This window comes from Hyphomicrobium sp. 2TAF46 (genome assembly GCF_052114865.1).
GTDB lineage: Bacteria > Pseudomonadota > Alphaproteobacteria > Rhizobiales > Hyphomicrobiaceae > Hyphomicrobium_B.
In genome coordinates, this window is sequence record NZ_JBFRFO010000002.1 from 557,677 (window position 1) to 579,052 (window position 21,376).

The following is a 21,376-nucleotide window of genomic DNA, read 5'->3' on the forward strand; positions in this document are numbered from 1 at the left end:
GCCCTCCGAGGCAGCACACCGCGCTTCCGCACTCAGGGCGCATCCACGAGGAACAAAGCCATATGAGCACGAAATTCACGGACTACATCGTCAAGGATCTCAGCCTCGCCGATTGGGGGCGTAAGGAAATCTCCATCGCCGAGACCGAGATGCCCGGCCTGATGGCGACGCGCGAGGAATATGGCGCATCGAAGCCCCTGAAGGGCGCGCGCATCGCCGGCTCGCTGCATATGACGATCCAGACGGCCGTGTTGATCGAGACGCTCGCGGCTCTCGGCGCCGACATCCGCTGGGTCTCGTGCAACATCTACTCGACCCAAGACCACGCAGCCGCCGCCATCGCCGCGGCCGGCATCCCCGTATTTGCGTGGAAGGGCGAAACCCTGACCGACTACTGGGACTACACGCGCAAGCTTTTCGAGTGGGGTGACGGCGGCGTTCCGAACCTGATCCTCGATGACGGCGGCGACGCGACCATGTTCGTGCACCTCGGTCTGCGCGCCGAGAACGGCGACACCGCATTCCTCGACGGTGCCACCTCCGAAGAAGAGCAGGTCTTCTTCGCGCTCATCAAGAAGACGCTGGCCGAGAAGCCCAAGGGCTGGTTCGCCACCATCGCGAAGTCCATCAAGGGCGTTTCGGAAGAAACGACGACCGGCGTACATCGCCTCTACGAAATGCAGAAAGCTGGAAAGCTTCTTTTCCCCGCGATCAACGTCAACGACTCGGTCACGAAGTCGAAATTCGACAATCTCTACGGCTGCCGCGAAAGCCTCGTCGACGGCATCCGCCGCGGCACGGACGTGATGATGGCCGGCAAGATCGCGATGGTCGCTGGCTTCGGCGACGTCGGCAAAGGCTCGGCTGCTTCGTTGAGAAACGCGGGTTGCCGCGTCCTGGTGTCGGAAGTCGATCCGATCTGCGCCCTTCAGGCCGCAATGGAAGGCTATGAGGTCGTGACGATGGACGACGCCGCTCCGCGCGCCGACATCTTCGTGACGGCGACGGGCAACAAGGACATCATCACGGTCGATCACATGCGGGCCATGAAGGACCGCGCGATCGTCTGCAACATCGGCCACTTCGACAACGAGATCCAGATCGCTGGCCTCAGGAACTTCAAGTGGACCAACATCAAGCCGCAGGTCGACGAAATCGAGTTCTCTAGCGGCCGGCGCATCATCCTCCTCTCGGAGGGCCGCCTCGTGAACCTCGGCAACGCCATGGGGCACCCCTCGTTCGTCATGTCCGCGTCGTTCACGAACCAGACGCTGGCCCAGATCGAGCTGTTCACCAACGAAGGCAAGTACAAGAAAGAGGTCTATACGTTGCCGAAGCACCTCGACGAAAAGGTCGCGATGCTTCACCTCGCCAAGATCGGCGCCAAGCTCACCAAGCTCAGCCCCGAGCAGGCCGCCTACATTGGCGTGAAGACGGAAGGTCCCTTCAAGGCGGACCATTACCGCTACTGACCGGCCAAGCTTCGCTTGCAACGAGCCAAATTGCGCGGCGCCAGGGGAACACTCTGGCGCCGTTTCATTTTGTGGCACCCGCTGCGGTGGCGGTGGCGGCTCTCGCACCGCATACTCGGGTTGATTCGTGCCGCGAGGCCCGGAATCGTGTTGGCGTGTCCGCACATGGTGTGCAGCGCCGCTTCCTTGGACTACAACGGAATTCAATGCGCGCGACGCCTGCCCAGAACCGACGGTTGACGACCCGGCTCCAGCTGGCACTTCTGCTCCTGGCGGCAATGGCCTGTGTCGCCGCCATGCTCGCAGTTTTCGTCGGCGGACACCAGATCGAGACGTCGCAACTCAGCGAACGGCAGATGGCTGTCGTCGGCATCGTGGCAGCCGCGGTATTCGTGGCTGGGCTGATCATCTGGCATACGGCCAGTAACGCCCGCAAAGAAGCGAGCAAGGCGAAGGCCGAAAGCCAGCATCTTCGCCGCAACCTCGCAGCAGCCGACGCCATCATCCGCGCCGAGCCCCAGGTCCTCGTTTTCTGGGAGCAGGGCCAAGCCGTCCGTATCGCCTCGCATACCCTGACCGGCATTCCCGGCCTCCCCGACCAGCAACCCGAAATCCTGCGCTTCGGTCAGTGGCTGCAACCGGCTTCGGCCGACACGCTGAAGACGTCGCTCGACATGCTCTTCGCGAACGGCCGGGCCTTCAGCATCATCGTGAAGACGAGCGCCGGCGCCGCGCTCGAAGCGGAGGGTCGCGCCGCCGGCGGACGCGCCGTGCTGCGCTTCAAGGACGTCTCCACCTACAAAGCCGAAATCGCAAGGATCGACGAACGCCACGCGACGCTCGCGCGCGATATTCGATCGAGCCGCGCGCTTCTCGATACGCTGCCGATGCCCGTCTGGCTGCGCGATCAGTCGAACCGCCTCGTCTGGGTCAACAAGGCTTACGTCAAAGCCGTCGATGCCGAGAGCGAGCTCGAGGTCCTGCAGCGCCAGATCGAATTGTTGGAAATGCGCCAGCGCAAGCACGTGCTGAAAGCCATTGCCAGCGGCGAAAGCTATAATTCCCGCGTCCACCTCATCGCGGGCGGCGAGCGCAAGCCCCACGACATTGTCGTCATACCTGTCGACGGCATGCTCGCAGGGGCGGCAATCGACGTCACCGATATTGAAACGGCGCAAGGAGAGCTCGAACGTCAGATTGCCGCCTATGACCGGACGCTCGATCGCGTTGAAACCGCTGTGGCGCTGTTCAATCGCGACCAGAAGCTGATTTTCTACAACGCCGCGTTCGCAAGACTCTGGTCGCTTGACCCCGAATGGCTTGCAACACGGCCCACCGACGGCGCCATCCTCGACCGGCTGCGCGAGATCGGCCTTCTCCCGCCTGTCGTTAGCCATCGCGATTGGAAAGCCCAGGTTCTTGCTTGTTATAGATCCGGCACGCCGCTGGAGGACATTTGGAACCTGACGGACGGGCGCATCATCAACGTTATCGCTGAGCAGCGTCCCGACGGCGGCGTCACCTATCTCTTCGCGGACGAGACCGACCGCTTGGCACTCGAAGCCCGTTACAACGCCTTGATCGACGTGCAGCGCGAAACGCTCGATAGCCTCAAGGAAGGCGTCGCGGTCTTCGGCACGGACGGCCGCCTCAAGCTCTTCAACCGGGCTTTCTGCGGTATCTGGCAAATCCCGGCAGGCCGGCTGAAGGAACTGCCGCACGTCGGCGAAATCATCGCCGCGGTTCAAAACCTTTATCCGGATGCAGCCACGTGGCTGCGCATCGGCCGCGCCGTCACGGCATTCCAGGATGAGCGCGAAACATTCGCAGGACAGATGATCCGCGCGGACCATGTCGTCGTCGATTACGCATTGATGCCGTTGCCGGACGGCGCGACGCTGCTGACGTTCGCCGATGTGACCGATGTCAAACTCGCCGAACGCGCCCTCGTGGAACGCAACGAAGCGCTCGTCGCCGCCGACCGCCTGAAGACGAACTTCATCGGCCACATTTCCTACGAATTGCGAACGCCTCTGCAGACCATCAACGGCTTCTCCGAAATGCTTGCCGACCCCATGTTCGGACAATTGAACGACAAGCAGAGAGAATATCTCGCCGACATCAGATCCTCGTCGAACACGCTGCTCGCAATCATCGACGACATCCTCGATCTGACAACGATCGAAGCCGGCGGCCTCGAGCTGAAGCTTTCACCCGTCGGCGTCCGTGCCATCATCGACGCCGCCATTCTTGGCATTCGCGAACGCGCGGTCCGCTCGCGCCTCACGATCGACATCGCGATCGCCGATGACGTGACCGAAATCATGGTCGATGAAGCCCGCATGCGGCAGGTGCTCTACAATCTCCTGTCAAATGCCGTCGGCTTCTCGAAGGTCAACGGGACCGTGTACCTTGCCTGCTGGCGCCAGGGCGGAAATATCTTCTTCCGGGTCGAAGATGCCGGCATCGGCATTCCGAAAGATCAGATCGGCCGGGTTTTCCAGCGCTTCGAAAGCCGGAGTCGCGGCTCCGAGCATCGTGGCGCGGGCCTCGGCCTTTCAATTGCCAAAAGCCTCGTTGAGCTTCACGGCGGCACGATCGAGATCACCTCCGAGGAAGGCAGGGGGACCCGCGTGGTCGTTCGCATCCCCGAACAGCCCGTTACCCGAACCTCCGATGGCGGCAAACACAGGCTGGCGGGCGGCGAGCGCGCAGCATAAAACCGAGCGCGATGATAAACCCGGCATTCTCATTCACCAACCTCACGGAAAGCGACGTGTCGCGCGTGGCGCAGGAGATCGCATTCCTCCTGCAGCCCGGCGATACATTGGCCTTGGAGGGCGACCTTGGCGCCGGCAAGTCCACGTTCGCGCGGGCTCTCATCCGCGCCATTTCGGGCAATCCGGAACTCGAAATCCCAAGTCCGACCTTTACGCTGGTGCAAGCCTACGAAACCCCGCGTTTCGACATTGCGCACTTCGACCTCTACCGCCTTTCCGACGCGAGCGAGATCGACGAGCTTGGCCTCGACGCCGCCCTGACGCGAGGTATCGCCGTCATCGAATGGCCGTCGCGAGGCGATGACCGCATTCCGCGCGACCGCTTCACCATTCGCTTCGACGAGACGGCCGCGCCGGACCGCAGAAACGTCAGCCTCGACACCGCCGCCGATTTGCGCACCCGCCTCGAACGCTTTACCGCGATCCGCGATTTTCTCGCAGGCGCCGGTTGGGGCGACGCATCGACGGCATTCAGCTACCTACAGGGAGACGCATCTCCGCGCCGCTACGCCCGGCTTCAAAAGGCTGACGGCTCGCGCGCGATCCTCATGGATTCTCCGCAACGGCCCGACGGTCCGCCAATACGCGATGGCAAATCCTATAGCGCCATCGCCCACCTTGCCGAAAGCGTCAGAGCCTTCGTCGCCATCGACCGCGCGTTGGACGCGGCCGGACTTTCAGTCCCGCGTATCATCGCCGAAGACCTCGCGCAGGGCCTGCTGATCATCGAGGACTTCGGCGACAAAGTCTTCGGCGCGGAAATCGCACGCGGCCGCGATCAAGCTCCTCTCTGGAAACGCGGCGTCGATACCTTGATCGCTGTTCAGAGCACCGAGCCGCCGTCACGGATCCGGCTCTCGGATGGCACGGAATTCATCCTTCCCGAAGCCGACGAGGGCGTTCTCGACATCGAAACCCAGTTGCTGCTCGATTGGTATTGGCCCGCACTGCACGGCAAGATGCCTCCGCAATCCGCACGCGACGCATTCACGTCCCTCTGGAAGACAACGTTCAAACGCGTATTGAGCCAGCCGAAAACGTGGCTGCTCCGCGATTTCCATTCGCCGAATCTGATCGCCCTCGATGACCGCCCGAGCCCGCGCGATGTCGGCATCATCGACTTCCAAGATGCCATGATTGGGCCGGCCGCCTATGATCTCGTCTCGCTCCTGCAGGACGCGCGAGTCGATGTGCCGGAAGACCTCGAAAAAAAGCTTCTCGATCATTACGTCACGGCCACCGCCGCCCGCAATCCGGCATTTGACCGGCCCGAATTCCGCTTCAGCTACGCCGCACTAGGGGCACAACGAAATACCAAGATCCTCGGCATCTTCGCGCGACTCGCAATGCGTGACGGAAAAAGGCAATACCTCGCCCATATGCCAAGGATCTGGGGGTATCTCGAGCGGGATCTACAGCACGAGGCTCTCACCGCCCTCAAGGCATGGTATGACGAGAACCTGCCTCGGAGCCTGCGCGCAGAAGCCCTGAAGATCTAACCCGATTTCGGAGACGCTCCAAATGACGTCCGCCAAGCGCCCTTCGAGCGCTTTCGTACTGGCAGCCGGCAAGGGCGAGCGCATGCGTCCGCTGACCCGCACGATCCCGAAGCCCCTGGTGCCGCTCGGCGGCCGGCCATTGATCGACCACGTACTCGATCGCCTGGCGGCGGCGGGCATCAAACGCGCCGTCGTCAACGTCCATTACCTCGCCGACAAAATCGAAAAGCATCTGGCGCACCGCTCCGCCCCGAAAATCATATTTTCCGACGAGCGCGATAAGCTGCTCGATACCGGCGGCGGCGCGCTCCGTGCACTGCCGAAGCTCGGCGACGGTCCCTTCATCATTCACAACTCAGATTCCGTTTGGATCGAAGGACTGGGCTCGAATCTCGATCGCCTGCTCCATGCGTTCGATGCGAACCAGATGGACAGCCTGATGCTGGTTGCGCCTCTCGCCGCGAGTATCGGCTACGAAGGCCTCGGCGACTTTCAGATGGACGCGACAGGGCATCTGACGCGCCAGACCGGCCCGCGCCTCGCGCCGTTCGTATTCGCCGGTGTGTCGATCGCCCATCCGCGCCTTTTTGAAAACGCACCGCAGGGGGCTTTCTCGCTCAACAAACTCTGGGATCGCGCCATCGATAAGGGCCGGCTCTATGGCCTCCGCCTCGAAGGCGTCTGGATGCACGTCGGAACGCCTGATGCGCTCGCTGAAGCCGAAGCCGCGCTCATGCAACCGCTGACGACAAGCTCCGATTGATGCCGGGAAACTGATACCGGAGAACTGATGCCAGCCAACGTCTTCACGTTACCGCTCGGAGTGCCGTTCCTCAAAGCGCTCGCCAAGGCGATCCTGAACGGAGACCTTCCCGCGGAGGGTCGGCAACCGCCCAACATCTTGTCGCTGCCGAAAATCACGCTACTGCTGCCGACGCGCCGTGCGGCACGCGTCGCGCGCGAAGCCTTTCTTTCGGTCGCAGAGACGCGGGCGCTGATCATGCCGCGTATCCAGCCGATCTCCGAGGGCGAAGGCGACCTCTCCCTCATCACCAGCATCGCGGAACTGGGACCGTCCGGCGCCGATGCACTCGAGCAGCCGCCCGCAATTGCTTCGCTCGACCGGACGCTGATCCTGATGCAGCTCGTCGGCCGCTGGCGTCAATCTATGGCCGAGAGCGCCTCGAAATCCGGAAAGACCAATCTCGGATCGACGCCCGCGCAAGCGGCTCAGCTCGCCGGCGAACTCGGAAAGCTGATGGACGATATCGAGCGCGAGAACGTCTCGCTCTCAGGCATTCAAAATCTCGTCCCCGAGACCTATTCCGAACATTGGAAAAAGACGGTCGACTTCCTGAAGATCGTCACCGAGATGTGGCCGAACTATCTGGCGGCCAGCGGCCTGACGTCTCCGGAAGCCCGTCGCAACGCGTTGATCCTGGCCGAAGCCGATCGCATCTCGCGCCTCAAACCCAATGAGATCGTTATCGTCGCGGGCGTGACCGGCTCCATTCCATCGACGGTCACTTTGATGCGAGCCGTCGCCGCCCATCCCTCTGGCGCCATCGTCCTCCCCGCACTCGACCGCACGTTGGATGCCGAAAGCTGGAACGAAATCCCCCATCACCCTGAGCACCCCCAATTCGGGTTGCGGAAGCTGCTCGACGGCTTGAGCATTTCACGCGACGACGTAGCGACGCTACCCAACGCCGATGTCGAACCGGCGCGCACCGCGCGCGCAGCCTTTTTCAGCGAGGCGATGCGTCCTTCCGCGACCACCGCACGCTGGCATGAATTCACGGCAAAGGCCGACCGCGTAAAACTCGCCGAGGCCCTTTCCGGCGTCTCGCTGATCGAAGCACCATCGGCGCAAGACGAAGCCGAGACCGTCGCGTTGATCCTTCGCGAAGCCGTCGAAACCCCTGGCCGCACCGCCGCTCTCGTCTCTCCAGACCGACTGCTCGCCCGTCGTGTCGCCATCCGTCTCGAGGCCTGGGGCATCCAAGTCGACGACAGCGCCGGACGGCCATTCGCGAAAACCGTCCCCGGCGCGTTTCTCGCCCTCGTCATCAACGCGGTGGTCAGCGAATTCGCTCCAGCCGAAACGATGGCTTTGCTGCGCCATCCTCTGTGCCGGGTTGGGCTCAAGACCTTCGACATTCGCCGCTACGCACGTGCGCTCGAAATCACGGCCTTTCGCACGGCATACCTCGGTCGCGGCATCGAAGGGATAATTGCAGCTCTCGATACGGCCGAACGCGACGACGGCGGCGATCGAAAGTTCACGCACGTCGCCGCGCGACGCCTATGGACCGAAGACCGCGACGGCGCGCGCTTGCTCGTCTTGAAGGTCGCGGAAGCGATGAAGCCGCTGACTGATCTCTACGCCAATCAGAACCCGCACAACCTTGCCGATTTCGCCCGCGCCCATGCCGCGAGCGCTGAAGCCCTCGCGACACTTCCCGATGACGACGCATCCGCATCGAATGGACAGAACCCGCTGTGGCAGCGCGAAGCTGGCGATGTGGCCAGCCGCTTTTTCACCGGACTTCTAAATCCGGAAACGCCGGACGTTGAAATCCGCGCTTCTGATTACGCCGATCTCTACGCCACGCTTCTCGCCAAGGAAAACGTCCGCGAACGCCGGGCCGTGCATCCACGCATTTCCATTTGGGGTCCCTTCGAAGCGCGGCTGCAGCAGCCCGACGTGCTGATCGTCGGCTCGCTCAACGAAGGCACGTGGCCGGAAGCCGCGGAGCCCGGTGCTTGGCTCAATCGCCCCATGCGGGCCGAGCTTGGACTGCCATCGCCCGAAGAAGAAACCGGCCGCGCCGCACACGACTTCGTCTCTCTCCTCGGCGCCGAGACCGTCTATCTGACAAGAGCCGAGAAGGTCGGAGGCGTGCCGACAGTCCCCTCACGTTGGCTGATGCGCACAACTGCGCTGCTCAAAGGCATGGCCCTTTCGAACACCCTCCATGCGGAGAAGCCATGGCTTGCATGGGCACGCGCGCGAGACCGGATCGATCTGGCGAACAGAACCCGCGTTGCGCCGCCCGAGCCAAGACCGCCCGTCGATATCCGTCCACGAAAAATGAGCGTCACCGAGATCGAGCGCTGGACAAGCAATCCCTATGCGATCTTCGCGCGCCACGTCCTGAAGCTCGATCCACTGCCGGAACTGGGCGCCGCGCCGGATGCGAGCCTCCGCGGCGGGCTTGTCCACGACGTGATGAAGCAGTTCGCGAAAGAATTCCCCGACGCGTTGCCGCCGGACCCGCGCGCTGAGCTTGAGCGCATCGCCAAGACGGTGCTCGAAGTTTTCACCGGCCATCCGCGCGTCGCCGCTTTCTGGCTGCCGCGCCTGCAGCGCTTTCTCGCCTGGTTCGCGGCGACGGAAGAAGCGCGGCGCGACGGCGTCAAAGCTATTATCGCCGAAACCTCCGGAAAACTCGTTCTCGATTCGAATGGAATGCCCTTTACGCTAACCGCCCGCGCCGATCGCATCGACGACAAAGGCGGAGCCATCGTCATTACCGACTATAAGACCGGAGCCGCCCCGAGCGACGCTGCCGTGAAGGCAGGACGCTCACCGCAGTTGCCGCTTGAAGCCGCCATCGCCCTTGGCGAAGCGGGGTTCCCAAATCTCAGCGGACGCACCGTCGAAGCCTTGCGCTATATCCGCGCTTCCGGCGGCGAACCGCCCGGCGAAGAGCGCACCGTCAAATGCGATGACGTCGCTGCGCTTGCAGCGGAAGCGCAGAAGGGACTTGAACTGCTGATCGCCGTATTCGATCGCGTCGAGACGCCCTATCGGGCAATCCGGCGCCCCGGCTATCGCTACGACTTCGATTCCTACGCGCATCTTGCGCGCGTCGCGGAATGGTCCGCACACGTCGATGAAGAGGCGGCGTCATGAACCTCGAGATCAAAAGGATTTCGCCGGAAGACCTGCTGCGCTCGACCAAAGAGGCGCAGGACGCCGCTTCCGACCCGCAAAATTCCGCGTGGGTCAACGCCAACGCTGGCACCGGCAAGACGCACGTCCTGACGCAGCGCGTGTTGCGCCTGTTGCTCGCCGGAACACGGCCCGAGCGCATCCTCTGCCTCACCTTTACGAAGGCAGCAGCGGCCGAAATGTCAAAACGCGTCTTCGACCGTCTCGCCGGCTGGGTGACGGCCGCAGATGAGGTGCTTCGAAAGGATCTTTCAGAAATCACCGGCGCGCCCGCCTCCCCCGATCTCGTTCAACGCGCGCGCACGCTCTTCGCACTCGCCATCGAAACGCCTGGTGGCCTCAAGGTACAGACGATCCACGCCTTCTCAGAACGTCTCTTGCAGCGCTTTCCGCTCGAAGCGGGCGTCCCGCCGGATTTCAAGATCCTCGACGACCAAGCGGCGAACGAGCTGAAAGCCAACGCGATCGAAGCGACGTTGACCGAAGCGACCAGCGCGCCAAATTCGCCGCTCGGAAAAGCGCTCGATTTCGTCATCCGCTACGCCGCCGATGCCCACTTCGATCAGCTGATTTCCAAAGCGGTCGAAGAACGCAAATGGCTCGAAGCATCCGCCCATATCGAGCCCGGCAAGATCGAAGATGAGCTTGCTTCGATGGACGCCGAGCTGCGCAAGCGGCTGAGCGTACGCGCCGTCATCGCTACGGACGACCTGCATACCGAATGCGCCAACGTCCTTTCGAAGGATGAGATCAAGGAACTCTGCGAGTTACTGGCAAGCGGCACAACGACCGACGCCGGTCACGTCGCGACGCTGTCCGCCACGATGCAGAACGGCAATGCCCGGCACGTGACCGAACTCTTGGCAAAGTACTTTCTCGTTGAAAATGGCGAGAAGATCCGCGCCAGCCTCATGACGAAAGCCCTGAGCAAATCACGGCCGGGCCTGCACGCGCGTTGCCAGGAGGCGCAGCAGAATTTCTTCAAGCTCTCGCAGGAAGCGCGAGCCCTGACGCTGATCGACGCCTCGCTCGCCCTCTATCAGATCGCCGGCGCCGTGCTCCGGCGCTACGCCGCCGCGCGCAATTCCGCCGGTGCGCTCGACTTCGATGACCTCATTTTGAAAACGCGCGCGCTTCTGACCAGTGATGAAGGCCAGGCGCAATGGGTGCTCTTCAAGCTCGACGGCGGCCTCGATCATATCCTCGTCGACGAAGCTCAGGACACGAGCCCCGAGCAGTGGGAAATCATTTCCGCGCTGGCTCAGGAGTTTTTCGGCGACATGGGTGCGGGCGCGGTAACGCGAACGGTCTTCGCCGTCGGCGACGAAAAGCAGTCGATTTATTCGTTCCAGGGCGCCGCGCCGAAAATGTTCGCCGAGATGGGGCAACGCTTTGCAGCGCTTGCGACCCGCGCAGAGCGCCTGTGGAAGCGTGTGCCGCTGACGCTCTCGTTCCGCACCGTCGCGCCGGTTCTGACAGCGGTCGATCGCGTGTTCCTCGATCCCGCGCGAACGCCGGGATTGACCGCCGGCAACGCCACCATCTCCCACGCCGCCCACCGTATCGGACATGCGGGGCTCGTAGAAATCTGGCCGACGGAGATCCCGGACGAGACGGCCGTCGCCGATCCCTGGAACCCGCTCTCTGATTCGAACGAGCAGTCGCCCGCCAACCGGCTGGCCGACCGCATCGCCGATACGATCAAGGCCTGGATCGCACCCGGCAGCCGCGAACGCCTGCCGTCCGAAGATCGCCCGATCCGCGCCGGCGATATCCTGATACTCGTGCGCAAGCGGAACCCATTCGCAGTGCCCATGGTCGCCGCACTGAAGCGGCGCGGCATAGCGGTCGCCGGCTCGGATCGCGTGCGGCTCACGGAGCAGATCGCGGTTCAGGATCTGATCGTGCTCGGCGATTTCCTGACCCTGCCGGAAGACGATCTGGCACTGGCAACGGTTCTGAAGGGCCCGCTCTTCAATCTCAACGACGACGATCTGCTAACGATCGCACCCGGCCGCAAACGCACGCTGTGGTCGGCGCTGCTCGATCATGCCGAGACGAACCTCGCATTCAAAAACGCTTCCGAAACGCTGAAGCGATGGCGCGACAAAGCCGATTTCGCGCCGCCTTTCGAATTCTACTCGGGGATTCTCGATCGCGACGGCGGACGCGAAAAAATGTTGAACCGGCTCGGCCCTGAAGCCGCCGACGTCATCGACGAGTTCCTTGACCTGGCGCTTTCCTACGATGAAGGCGATCCGCCATCGCTGACGCAGTTTCTCGCGCAGCTTCGCGCCGCCGACCCCGAGGTCAAACGCGACATGGAGCACGGCCGCGACGAAGTTCGCGTGATGACCGTGCACGGTGCGAAAGGGCTCGAAGCGCCGATCGTCTTTTTGCCCGATACCTGCACCACGTCTTCCGGCGAAGACGCATCTTCACGTCTCGTGAAGCTTGGTGGCGGCCCCGGCGCGGAGGGGACAGCAGAACCCATCGTCTGGAGCGTCAAAGGAACTTCGCGCGTTCCCGCCGTCGAAGCCGCGCGCCGGGAGCGGGAGGCGGCCGACAAGGAAGAGCGCAATCGTCTCCTCTACGTCGCGATGACGCGCGCGCGAGACAGGCTCTACATCGCTGGGTTCGAAACCAAACGCGGCCGAACCGCGGGCTGCTGGTATGATGTCGCGACGGAAGCTCTGCTACCGTCCATGGAGGAAATCGATCTCGGCGATGGCAAAAAAGTCTGGCGTATGGAAGCGCCGCAAATCGCGGAACCAAAAAAATCCGCAAACGTCGCATCCACAGACTTGACCGCTGTCACGCGCCCTGAGTTCGCAACACGCCGCGCCCCTGCCGAGCCGAAGCTTTCGGTTCCGCTCGCTCCGTCGCGGCTTGAACCCTATGCACCCGACGCCGAGGGCGAACCACTCGCACCGGCAAAACCCGACGCCGCTGCGACGAACGACAATCCCTCGCCGCTGAGTGTTGGCGGCGCCAATCGGTTCTTGCGCGGAACGATCACGCACGCACTTCTCCAGCATCTGCCGTCGATTGCTCATGAAAAGCGCGAGATGATCGCGACCGCCTTCGTCGGCAAACGCGGCGCGGCGCTGCCGCCAAGAGTGCGCGCGAGCATTGTGAAAGAAACTCTCGATATTCTTGCAGACGCGACTTTCGCCCCGATCTTCGGACCCGACAGCGTTGCCGAGGCTCCGATCGCCGCCGTCATCCCGAGGCCGAACGGCAAAGGTCCGGCTCTCGACCTTTCGGGCCAAATCGATCGCTTGGCGCTGACCGAAAGCGAAGTGCTGATCATCGATTACAAGACCAACAGGCCGCCGCCTGCCGAGGTGCGCCAAGTTGCAGACGCCTATCTTTACCAGCTTGCGGCATATCGGCTGGCACTCGGAGAAATCTACCCCGGCCGGACTGTGCGGGCCGCGCTGCTCTGGACCGATGGCCCCCGACTCATGAACATACCGGGCGACGTCCTCGATCACTACACGGCGCGCCTTTGGGACCTGGAACTGGGCAGTCTTGACGCCTCCTGACCTAATCCCTAGTTCATGGATCGGCTTTTCTTTTGCGCGCCGACGGCGGCAAATCGGGATCCGGCCGGTAAATCGGGCCCGGAAATGGAGCATAATCAAATGTCTAACGCAGTGACAGACGCAAGCTTCGAAGAGGAAGTTCTGAAGTCCAGCGAGCCGGTCCTCGTCGATTTCCACGCGACGTGGTGCGGGCCGTGCAAGGCCATGGCTCCGGCGCTTGATCAGGTCGCTAAGGAGATGACCGGCAAGGTCAAAGTCGTGAAAGTCGACGTCGATGCGAACCCGCAAGTCACCGGCCATTACGGCATTCGTGCCATGCCGACGCTGCTGATCTTTAAGGGCGGCAAGGTTGCGGCCCAGCACACCGGCGCGATCGTGCAGAAGAAGAAGCTTGAAGACTGGATCACCTCCAGCGTCGCCGCCGCCGTCTAAGTCGACGTTCCATACGGAATTGAAAAACCCCGCCTCGAGCGGGGTTTTTTATTCTTGGCGTCCCAAAATCCGGCGATCACCCGGTAATCTTCTCCGCTGACGGCACGACGACGGCGAAGATATCGTTGAGCGCCGCGAGGCTGGCTTCGTGAAGCTCCTTCGCCGAAACGACGCCGCCGGAAGGATTGGGAAGCGAACGGGTCGCTGTTGCATTCCCGACGACCGTCGCGCGATAGCCGTGGTTGAACGCGGCACGAGCCGTCGAATTCACGCACACGTGCGTCATGAATCCGGCAAGCGTCAGATCCTCGACCCCAAAGCCCTTGAGAAGATCATCGAGGTTCGTCTTTTCGAACGAGCTCGGATAGTTCTTCACGACGACAGGCTCGCCGGCTTTAGGGGCGACGACGTCGGCGATGGCGCCGATCTGATCCTTCACATCGTAAGGCGATCCCGCGCCCGCATCGTGCTGAATGTGAATGACCGGGCGTCCGGCATCACGATAGCGCTTCAACAGGCCCTGACATTCGACAAGCGCAGGCTCGACGCCATCAAGCTGCATAATGCCCTCGCGATACGTATTCTGGCAGTCGATAAGGATCAACGCCGAATTGGCGATGCGCGTCGGCGTATAGCCAAGCCCTGCGATGTCGCGCAGCGTCCTTGAAACGGTCATCAGTTATTCTCCGGAATGAAATGTTTGCTCAGTCCTACATGGGCGGATGTTCAACGCCGCTCGGCGGTGGACCCAGCGCATCGAGTTCGTCGTTTTCGGCATCCGAATAGACGCGCGACCGCGTCAGAAAACGAACGCCTTCGGGACTTTCAACCGAAAAACCCGATCCTCGCCCCGGCACCACATCGATGATCAGGTGCGTGTGCTGCCAGTATTCGAATTGGGACTTGCCCATGTAGAACGGCTGGCCGCCGATCTCGCCGATGTACACGTCCTGCGCGCCAACCTTGAACTCACCCCGCGGATAGCACATTGGCGCGCTGCCGTCGCAGCAACCGCCGGATTGATGGAAGAGCAGCGGCCCATGAATGCCTTCGAGCTTCTTGATGAGCGTCAACGAATCCGGCGTCGCCGTCACGCGATTGACCATTTGGCCCTCCGATTGAGAAAAAGGGCATGCACCGGGTTCGGCGCATGCCCTTCGATCTGCGGCTTAACCAGGCATCAGAAGAAGCCGAGCGCCTTCGGGCTGTAGCTGACGAGCATGTTCTTCGTCTGCTGATAATGGTCGAGCATCATCTTGTGTGTCTCGCGGCCAATGCCCGACTGCTTGTAGCCACCGAACGCGGCGTGCGCCGGATAGGCGTGGTAGCAGTTGGTCCAGACGCGGCCGGCCTTGATGGCGCGGCCCATCCGATAGGCCCGCGTTCCGTTACGCGTCCACACGCCCGAACCGAGGCCGTAGAGCGTGTCGTTGGCGATTGCGAGCGCTTCCGCGTCGTCTTCGAAGGTCGTGACGGAAACGACCGGCCCGAAGATTTCCTCTTGGAATACGCGCATCTTGTTGTGACCTTCGAGCACTGTCGGCTCGACGTAGTAGCCACTTGCGAGCTCGCCGCCGAGGTTGGCGCGACGGCCACCCGTCAGCACGCGGGCGCCTTCGCCCTTGCCGATTTCGATGTAGCTCAGGATCTTTTCGAGCTGATCGTTCGAAGCCTGCGCACCGATCATCGTCGAGGCATCCATCGGATGACCCTGCTTGATCTTCACGACGCGCTCCAAAGCCCGCTCCATGAACTTCTCATAGATCGAGCGCTGAATGAGTGCGCGGCTCGGGCATGTGCAAACTTCGCCCTGGTTCAACGCAAACATCGTGAACCCTTCGAGGCACTTGTCGAAGTACTCGTCGTCGGCGTCCATGACGTCGGCAAAGAAGATGTTCGGCGACTTGCCGCCGAGTTCCAACGTGCACGGAATGATGTTTTCCGATGCGTATTGCATGATGAGGCGACCCGTCGTCGTCTCGCCGGTGAACGCAATCTTGGCGATGCGCTTGTTCTGAGCGAGCGGCTTGCCGGCTTCGATGCCGAAGCCGTTGACGACGTTCAACACGCCTTCCGGAATGATGTCCGCGATCAGATCCGCGAGGACCATGATCGACATCGGGGTCTGTTCGGCGGGCTTCAGCACGACGCAGTTACCGGCCGCAAGCGCCGGCGCGAGCTTCCAGACGGCCATCAACAGCGGGAAGTTCCACGGAATGATCTGGCCGACGACACCGAGCGGCTCGTGGAAATGGTAGGCGACCGTGTCGTGATCGATTTCAGCGATCGAGCCTTCCTGTGCGCGAATGCAGCCCGCAAAATAACGGAAGTGATCAATCGCCAGCGGCAGATCGGCATGCGTCGTCTCGCGGATCGGCTTGCCGTTATCGATGGTCTCGACGAGAGCGAGGATGTCGAGATTCTCTTCCATCCGGTCGGCAATTTTCGACAGCACCCGGGCGCGCGTCGCCGGGGACGCATTACCCCAGGAGTCCTTCGCCTTGTGCGCAGCATCGAGCGCGAGTTCGATGTCCTCGGCCGTCGAACGGGCAATTTCGCAGACCTGCTGTCCCGTGATCGGCGTGACGTTGGAGAAGTACTGGCCGCGGACCGGAGCAACCCACTTGCCGCCGATGAAATTGTCGTAGCGCGACTTGATGATTTGCCGCCCTTTCAACTTATCCATTGCTACGTGCTGCATCGTGCATCTCCTCCGGATTGACGCCTATATTTGGCTGTCTTGTTTGCTTGCGTTCGTATCTTCTATCGACCTGTTACGCCTCGCCTTGGGCGGCCTCGACATCATAGTTGGAAGGGCTGCTATGCGTCGCGACCGCTCGGGGGTTATCGCGTCAACTTAGCGGGTTTTTGCGACCTTTCGCACCGTAAATATCGGATGGAGCGGAAGCAGTTTTGATTTAGCGCAAGGGACGCCTCGTCTTGACCGAGATTATTCGAGGTTTTGCTGCAATGAAAGCACGTGCCCGGCAAGATAGAGCGAACCGCAGATGAGAACGCGCTTGGGCCCCTGCGAAAGCCCGGCGATTGTTTCGAGCGCGTTAATCACATTTTTGCGATCGAGCGCCTGCATGCCTGCTCCCCGCGCGACTTCGGCAAGATTTTCTTCGCTATGCGGCGCCTCGTGGGCGCCGGGGATCGGCACCGTATAGATGGCCCGCACAAGCCCTCGAAATGGCGCAAGAAAACCCAGCGCATCCTTCTGGCCCATCATTCCGACGATCAGATAGACGGGCTTCGGCGACTTCTCGTCGAGCGTCGCTAGCGTATCGGCGAGCATATCGCCCGCCGCCGGATTATGCCCGCCGTCGAGCCAAAGCTCGGCCCCCTCTCCAAGGATTTCGGGCAGCGGCCCCGAAGTCAGGTGCTGCATCCGGGCTGGCCATTCGACGTTGCGGAGCCCCGCCTCGAGGGCGCGCTCGTCGATTGCAAGCGACGGAATTCTTTCGCCGAGCGTCAGCGCCGCGGCGACAGCCGTTCCGGCATTGACGATCTGATGCCGCCCGATAAGGGCAGGCAGCGGCAAATCGAGCAGACGGTCGTTCTGCTGGACGATGAGACGACCCGCTTGTTCATACGCATCGTAATCGCGGCCCCAGACGGTGAGCGGCGCGCCGACCAAGCGCGCACGCGATTCAAGCACCGCGAGAACGTCGTCGGGTTGTTGCGAGACGATACCCGGAACGCCGCGCTTGAGGATGCCGGCCTTTTCGAAGGCGATCTTGGCGATCGTCGGCCCGAGCTTCTCAGCATGATCCATTGAAATCGGCATGATGACGGTGAGCGCCGGATCGGCAATGACGTTCGTCGCATCGAGCCGCCCGCCAAGCCCGACCTCGAGTAACAGGACATCCGCGGGCCGCTCGGAGAATGCGAGCAACGCCGCCGCGGTCGTGATCTCGAATTGCGTGATGTCGTCGCCGTCGTTCACGGCATGGACACGCGTCAGGACATCGACCAGCGTGTCTTCCTCGATCGCATGCGCCTTCCCATCGTCTCCGGCGAGCGCGATGCGTTCGTGAAACCGGACGAGATGCGGCGAGGTATAAACGTGCGCACGCTTGCCGGCGGCTTCCGTGAAGGCCCTGAGATAAGCCGTCACCGAACCCTTGCCGTTGGTACCGGCAATGTGCACGACAGGCGGAAGTTTCTTTTCAGGATGCCCGAGCTTCGCGAGCAGACGTTCCACCCGGCCGAGCGACAAGTCGATCAGCTTGGGGTGCAGGAGCATCATGTCGGCCAATAAGGCGTCGCTTGTGGGCCGTGTCGTCGACGAGGTCATGGCGCGCCCCGCAATACCTTCGAGAATTGCCAGGCGCCCTAAGGCGCATCCTTACTTGCGGATCCAGCCGATCCGGTTTCGTCGCGGCGCGGCTTCTCGCCCTTGCCGGGCTCGAACCTTTGACTGTTCGGAACGGCCTCGGGCTCCACGACGCCGCTTTCCCGCGCGGCCGTCTCGATGACCTTGCCGTCAACGGACGCGCCGTTGACGTAAGGCTTGCCGTTCAATTTGCGCGCGTCTCTCGGCTTCGTCGCGTGCACGCCGCTCATCAGAAGTTTGGAAATGCGCGCAAGCGTTTCGCGCATCTGGTGGCGATGCACGACCATGTCGATCATGCCGTGCGAAAGCAGATATTCGGCTCGCTGGAAGCCATCGGGCAGTTGCTCGCGGATCGTCTGCTGAATGACGCGCGGACCGGCGAAGCAGATGAGAGCGCCGGGCTCCGCAATATGAATATCGCCAAGCATTGCATACGAAGCGGTAACGCCGCCGGTCGTCGGGTCTGTCAGAACGACGATGTAGGGCAGCCGCGCGTTTCTCAGGCGCTGCACGGCAATCGTCGTGCGCGGCATCTGCATGAGGGAGAGGATACCCTCCTGCATGCGCGCGCCACCCGAGGCCGCGAAAAGAATGAAGGGCGTCCGCAGTTCGAGCGCTCGCTGCATGCCTGCGATAATCGCTTCGCCTGCTGCCATGCCGAGCGAACCCGCCATGAAACGGAAGTCCTGCGCCGCGGCGACAATCGGCACGCCCTCGAGTTCTCCCTCACCCACGAGGATAGCATCTTCGAGCTTCGTCGCAGTCTTCGCGTCTTTCAGACGATCGGTATATTTACGGCCATCGCGAAACTTCAACGGGTCCTGCTGTACCGTCGGCACCGGGACGGTGCGATATTCTCCGCCGTCGAAAAGATGCTGCAGGCGCTGCTGCGAACCCATGCGCATGTGATAGTTCGAGCCGGGCACGACGAACTGGTTCGCCTCGAGGTCTTTGTAGAAGACCATCTGGCCCGTCTCCGGGCATTTCACCCAGAGGTTATCCGGCACATCGCGCTTCGCCGTCGATAAAAGCCCGCTGATCTTGGGGCGGACGACGTTGTTAATCCAGTTCACGTGCTCTTGGCTCCTTGTAAGCCGCTCCAAGCGCCTACCGCATCAACGTGCGGGCACATAGGCAAGCTCCTCGCAGTCCGCCATTTTTAGCGCGTCATGAGGGACCAGCGCTAGGACAATGCCCAAAATGGGAGTGCAGAAGGCGGTATCCAATAAAGCTTATCCGAGGAGAGCGCTAGTCGGCCGATAGGGCCCCACGCAATTCGCGGACGAGTTCCGCCACGCCCTTAACCGTTCGGTCCGTCGCCTCCCCCTTCGGTCCGAGGGATTTTTCTATAGTAGAAACAATGGCTGAGCCGACGACGACCCCATCCGCCCCCTTGGATATGGCCCGGGCCTGGTCACCGGAGCGAACGCCGAAGCCCACCACAACCGGAAGCGGCGTTTCCGCTTTGATCGCCTTCACTTGGCTGTGAACATCGTTAACCACTGGTGCGGCCGCCCCCGTGATGCCCGTGATCGAGACATAGTAAACGAAACCGGACGTATTTTTCAAAACGGCGGGCAAACGCGCCTTGTCCGTCGTCGGCGTCGCGAGCCGGATGAAATTAAGCCCTGCCGCGAGAGCGGGAAGGCAAAGCTCGTCATCGGCTTCGGGCGGCACGTCGACCACGATGAGACCGTCGACCCCAGCGGCCTTCGCATCCTTGATGAAGCGCTCGTTGCCGTAGACATAGATCGGATTGTAGTAGCCCATCAGCACGATCGGCGTCGTCGCGTCGCTCGCGCGAAAATCGCGGACGAGCTGCAGCGTCTTGATCATCGTCTGACCGGCCTTGAGCGCCCGCTGCGACGAAGCTTGGATCGCCGGACCGTCCGCCATCGGGTCCGAGAACGGCATGCCGAGTTCGATGATATCGGCGCCGGCTTTGACGAGTTCGGCAAGTACTTGCGCACTCGTCTCGGGATCGGGATCTCCCGCCGTGATGAATGTAACAAGCGCCGGACGTTTTTCTTTTTTCAATGCCGCGAAACGGGCATCGATGCGTGTGACGTGCTTCGTCATCCTAGATCTTCATCCCAAGATGTTTGGCGACCGTGGCGAGATCCTTGTCGCCTCGGCCAGAAATATTGACGACGAGAAGGTTGTCCTTCGCCAAAGTCGGCGCAAGCTTCTTCACCAGTGCCAGTGCGTGGCTCGACTCGAGCGCCGGAATGATGCCCTCAAGCCGCGTGCAGAACTGCAGTGCTTCGAGCGCTTCTTTGTCCGTCGCTGGGACGTAAGTCACGCGCCCGATAGTCTTCAGCCACGAATGCTCCGGCCCGACACCCGGATAATCGAGCCCCGCCGAGATCGAATGGCCTTCGAGGATTTGGCCGTCGCTATCCTGCAGCAGATAAGTGCGATTGCCGTGCAGTACACCCGGCGAGCCTCCCGTCATCGACGCGGCGTGGCCATTCTCAACATCGATCCCATGGCCGCCTGCCTCAACGCCGTAGATCGCGACGCCGGGATCGTCCAGGAACGGATGGAAAATGCCGATGGCATTCGAGCCGCCGCCGATGCAGGCGACGATGGTATCCGGCAACCGGCCTTCGGCTTCAATCATCTGCTTGCGCGTCTCATGGCCGATGATCGCCTGGAAATCGCGAACCATCGCCGGATAGGGATGCGGACCCGCGGCCGTACCGATGAGGTAATAGGTGTCGCGCACGTTGGTGACCCAATCGCGCAGCGCTTCGTTCATCGCGTCTTTCAACGTGCCCGCACCCGACGTCACCGGATTGAGCTTCGCGCCGAGCAACGTCATGCGCGCAACGTTGGGCGCCTGACGTTCGACGTCGGTCGCGCCCATGTAAACCTCGCACTCCATGCCGTACTTTGCGCAGACCGTCGCGACGGCGACGCCATGCTGCCCAGCGCCGGTCTCCGCGATGATCCGCTTCTTGCCCATCCGGCGCGCGAGCAGGATCTGGCCGAGACAGTTGTTGATCTTGTGCGAGCCCGTGTGATTGAGCTCTTCGCGCTTGAAGTAGATCTTCGCGCCGCCGAGTTCCGCCGTCATGCGCTCTGCGTGATAGAGAGGGCTCGGCCGCCCGGCGTAATGCAGATTGAGGAAATCGAGCTCGCGCTGGAATTCCGGATCGGCTTTCGCAGCCTCATAGGCGCGCTCGAGTTCCAGGATCAGCGGCATCAGCGTCTCGGCAACGAAGCGGCCGCCGAAGATGCCGAAAAAGCCCCGGTCGTCGGGCCCCGTCGCATAGCTGTTGAGAGTGGCTTCCGCTGTTTTCTTCGTTTTCGTTGCCATGAAAGCCTCGCTTTACCCCCTCTCCC

General features: G+C 62.1%; 14 protein-coding genes. 7 read left to right on the forward strand and 7 right to left on the reverse strand.

All coding sequences use genetic code 11. The annotated features are described in order from the left end of the window. The first annotated feature begins 62 nt into the window (after positions 1-62). The 7 genes from ahcY (at position 63) to trxA (ending at position 13,689) form a co-directional block, all read left to right on the forward strand. On the forward strand, positions 63-1,472 hold the full coding sequence (gene ahcY / locus AB4Z24_RS06560; RefSeq protein WP_441706734.1) for an adenosylhomocysteinase: 1,410 nt from the start codon (positions 63-65) through the stop codon (positions 1,470-1,472). A gap of 206 nt (positions 1,473-1,678) precedes the next feature. After that, positions 1,679-4,192: an ATP-binding protein gene (locus tag AB4Z24_RS06565; protein WP_441706832.1), complete on the forward strand. Its 2,514-nt coding sequence runs from the start codon at positions 1,679-1,681 to the stop codon at positions 4,190-4,192. A gap of 11 nt (positions 4,193-4,203) precedes the next feature. After that, on the forward strand, positions 4,204-5,751 hold the full coding sequence (tsaE, locus tag AB4Z24_RS06570) for a tRNA (adenosine(37)-N6)-threonylcarbamoyltransferase complex ATPase subunit type 1 TsaE (RefSeq protein WP_441706735.1): 1,548 nt from the start codon (positions 4,204-4,206) through the stop codon (positions 5,749-5,751). Between the two features lie 22 nt (positions 5,752-5,773). Further along, positions 5,774-6,514: a nucleotidyltransferase family protein gene (locus AB4Z24_RS06575; protein ID WP_441706737.1), complete on the forward strand. Its 741-nt coding sequence runs from the start codon at positions 5,774-5,776 to the stop codon at positions 6,512-6,514. Positions 6,515-6,541: 27 nt separating this feature from the next. Then, the gene (gene addB / locus AB4Z24_RS06580) at positions 6,542-9,670 is read left to right on the forward strand and encodes a double-strand break repair protein AddB (protein WP_441706739.1); all 3,129 of its coding nucleotides are present in this window, start codon (positions 6,542-6,544) and stop codon (positions 9,668-9,670) included. Continuing rightward, positions 9,667-13,257, forward strand: coding sequence for a double-strand break repair helicase AddA (addA, locus tag AB4Z24_RS06585; protein ID WP_441706741.1), 3,591 nt, complete (start codon positions 9,667-9,669; stop codon positions 13,255-13,257). Before addB ends, addA begins: the two co-directional genes overlap by 4 nt. 99 nt (positions 13,258-13,356) lie before the next feature. Then, a complete protein-coding gene (gene trxA, locus AB4Z24_RS06590; RefSeq protein WP_441706743.1) occupies positions 13,357-13,689 on the forward strand; it encodes a thioredoxin in 333 nt (110 codons plus the stop codon). 76 nt (positions 13,690-13,765) lie between these two features. On the opposite strand, the gene AB4Z24_RS06595 is transcribed toward trxA, so the two are convergent. From AB4Z24_RS06595 to trpB, 7 genes are all read right to left on the reverse strand, one after another. Continuing rightward, complete coding sequence (locus AB4Z24_RS06595; RefSeq protein ID WP_441706744.1) at positions 13,766-14,365, reverse strand: cysteine hydrolase family protein; 600 nt, start codon at positions 14,363-14,365, stop codon at positions 13,766-13,768. A 34-nt stretch (positions 14,366-14,399) separates the two neighbouring features. Beyond that, on the reverse strand, positions 14,400-14,795 hold the full coding sequence (locus AB4Z24_RS06600) for a DUF779 domain-containing protein (protein WP_441706746.1): 396 nt from the start codon (positions 14,793-14,795) through the stop codon (positions 14,400-14,402). Between the two features lie 74 nt (positions 14,796-14,869). Next, positions 14,870-16,390, reverse strand: a complete 1,521-nt coding sequence (gene adh, locus AB4Z24_RS06605; protein WP_441706748.1) for an aldehyde dehydrogenase — start codon at positions 16,388-16,390, stop codon at positions 14,870-14,872. Between the two features lie 249 nt (positions 16,391-16,639). Beyond that, a complete protein-coding gene (locus AB4Z24_RS06610; protein ID WP_441706749.1) occupies positions 16,640-17,989 on the reverse strand; it encodes a bifunctional folylpolyglutamate synthase/dihydrofolate synthase in 1,350 nt (449 codons plus the stop codon). Between the two features lie 38 nt (positions 17,990-18,027). Further along, positions 18,028-19,101, reverse strand: coding sequence for an acetyl-CoA carboxylase, carboxyltransferase subunit beta (gene accD, locus AB4Z24_RS06615; protein ID WP_441706751.1), 1,074 nt, complete (start codon positions 19,099-19,101; stop codon positions 18,028-18,030). Positions 19,102-19,276: 175 nt separating this feature from the next. After that, positions 19,277-20,107, reverse strand: coding sequence for a tryptophan synthase subunit alpha (trpA, locus tag AB4Z24_RS06620; RefSeq protein WP_441706753.1), 831 nt, complete (start codon positions 20,105-20,107; stop codon positions 19,277-19,279). 1 nt (position 20,108) lies between these two features. Continuing rightward, complete coding sequence (gene trpB, locus AB4Z24_RS06625) at positions 20,109-21,350, reverse strand: tryptophan synthase subunit beta (RefSeq protein WP_441706755.1); 1,242 nt, start codon at positions 21,348-21,350, stop codon at positions 20,109-20,111. Between the last annotated feature and the right edge of the window lie 26 nt (positions 21,351-21,376).

Excerpts from the sequence above, each read along its gene's own strand:
- AB4Z24_RS06600 (WP_441706746.1), bottom strand. The coding sequence starts at position 14,795 with ATGGTCAATCGCGTGACGGCGACGCCGGATTCGTTGACGCTCATCAAG.
- AB4Z24_RS06575 (WP_441706737.1), top strand. The coding sequence starts at position 5,774 with ATGACGTCCGCCAAGCGCCCTTCGAGCGCTTTCGTACTGGCAGCCGGC.
- adh (WP_441706748.1), bottom strand. The coding sequence starts at position 16,390 with ATGCAGCACGTAGCAATGGATAAGTTGAAAGGGCGGCAAATCATCAAG.
- addB (WP_441706739.1), top strand. The coding sequence starts at position 6,542 with ATGCCAGCCAACGTCTTCACGTTACCGCTCGGAGTGCCGTTCCTCAAA.
- trxA (WP_441706743.1), top strand. The coding sequence starts at position 13,357 with ATGTCTAACGCAGTGACAGACGCAAGCTTCGAAGAGGAAGTTCTGAAG.
- AB4Z24_RS06610 (WP_441706749.1), bottom strand. The coding sequence starts at position 17,989 with ATGACCTCGTCGACGACACGGCCCACAAGCGACGCCTTATTGGCCGAC.
- trpB (WP_441706755.1), bottom strand. The coding sequence starts at position 21,350 with ATGGCAACGAAAACGAAGAAAACAGCGGAAGCCACTCTCAACAGCTAT.
- tsaE (WP_441706735.1), top strand. The coding sequence starts at position 4,204 with ATGATAAACCCGGCATTCTCATTCACCAACCTCACGGAAAGCGACGTG.
- AB4Z24_RS06565 (WP_441706832.1), top strand. The coding sequence starts at position 1,679 with ATGCGCGCGACGCCTGCCCAGAACCGACGGTTGACGACCCGGCTCCAG.
- addA (WP_441706741.1), top strand. The coding sequence starts at position 9,667 with ATGAACCTCGAGATCAAAAGGATTTCGCCGGAAGACCTGCTGCGCTCG.
- ahcY (WP_441706734.1), top strand. The coding sequence starts at position 63 with ATGAGCACGAAATTCACGGACTACATCGTCAAGGATCTCAGCCTCGCC.
- AB4Z24_RS06595 (WP_441706744.1), bottom strand. The coding sequence starts at position 14,365 with ATGACCGTTTCAAGGACGCTGCGCGACATCGCAGGGCTTGGCTATACG.
- trpA (WP_441706753.1), bottom strand. The coding sequence starts at position 20,107 with ATGACGAAGCACGTCACACGCATCGATGCCCGTTTCGCGGCATTGAAA.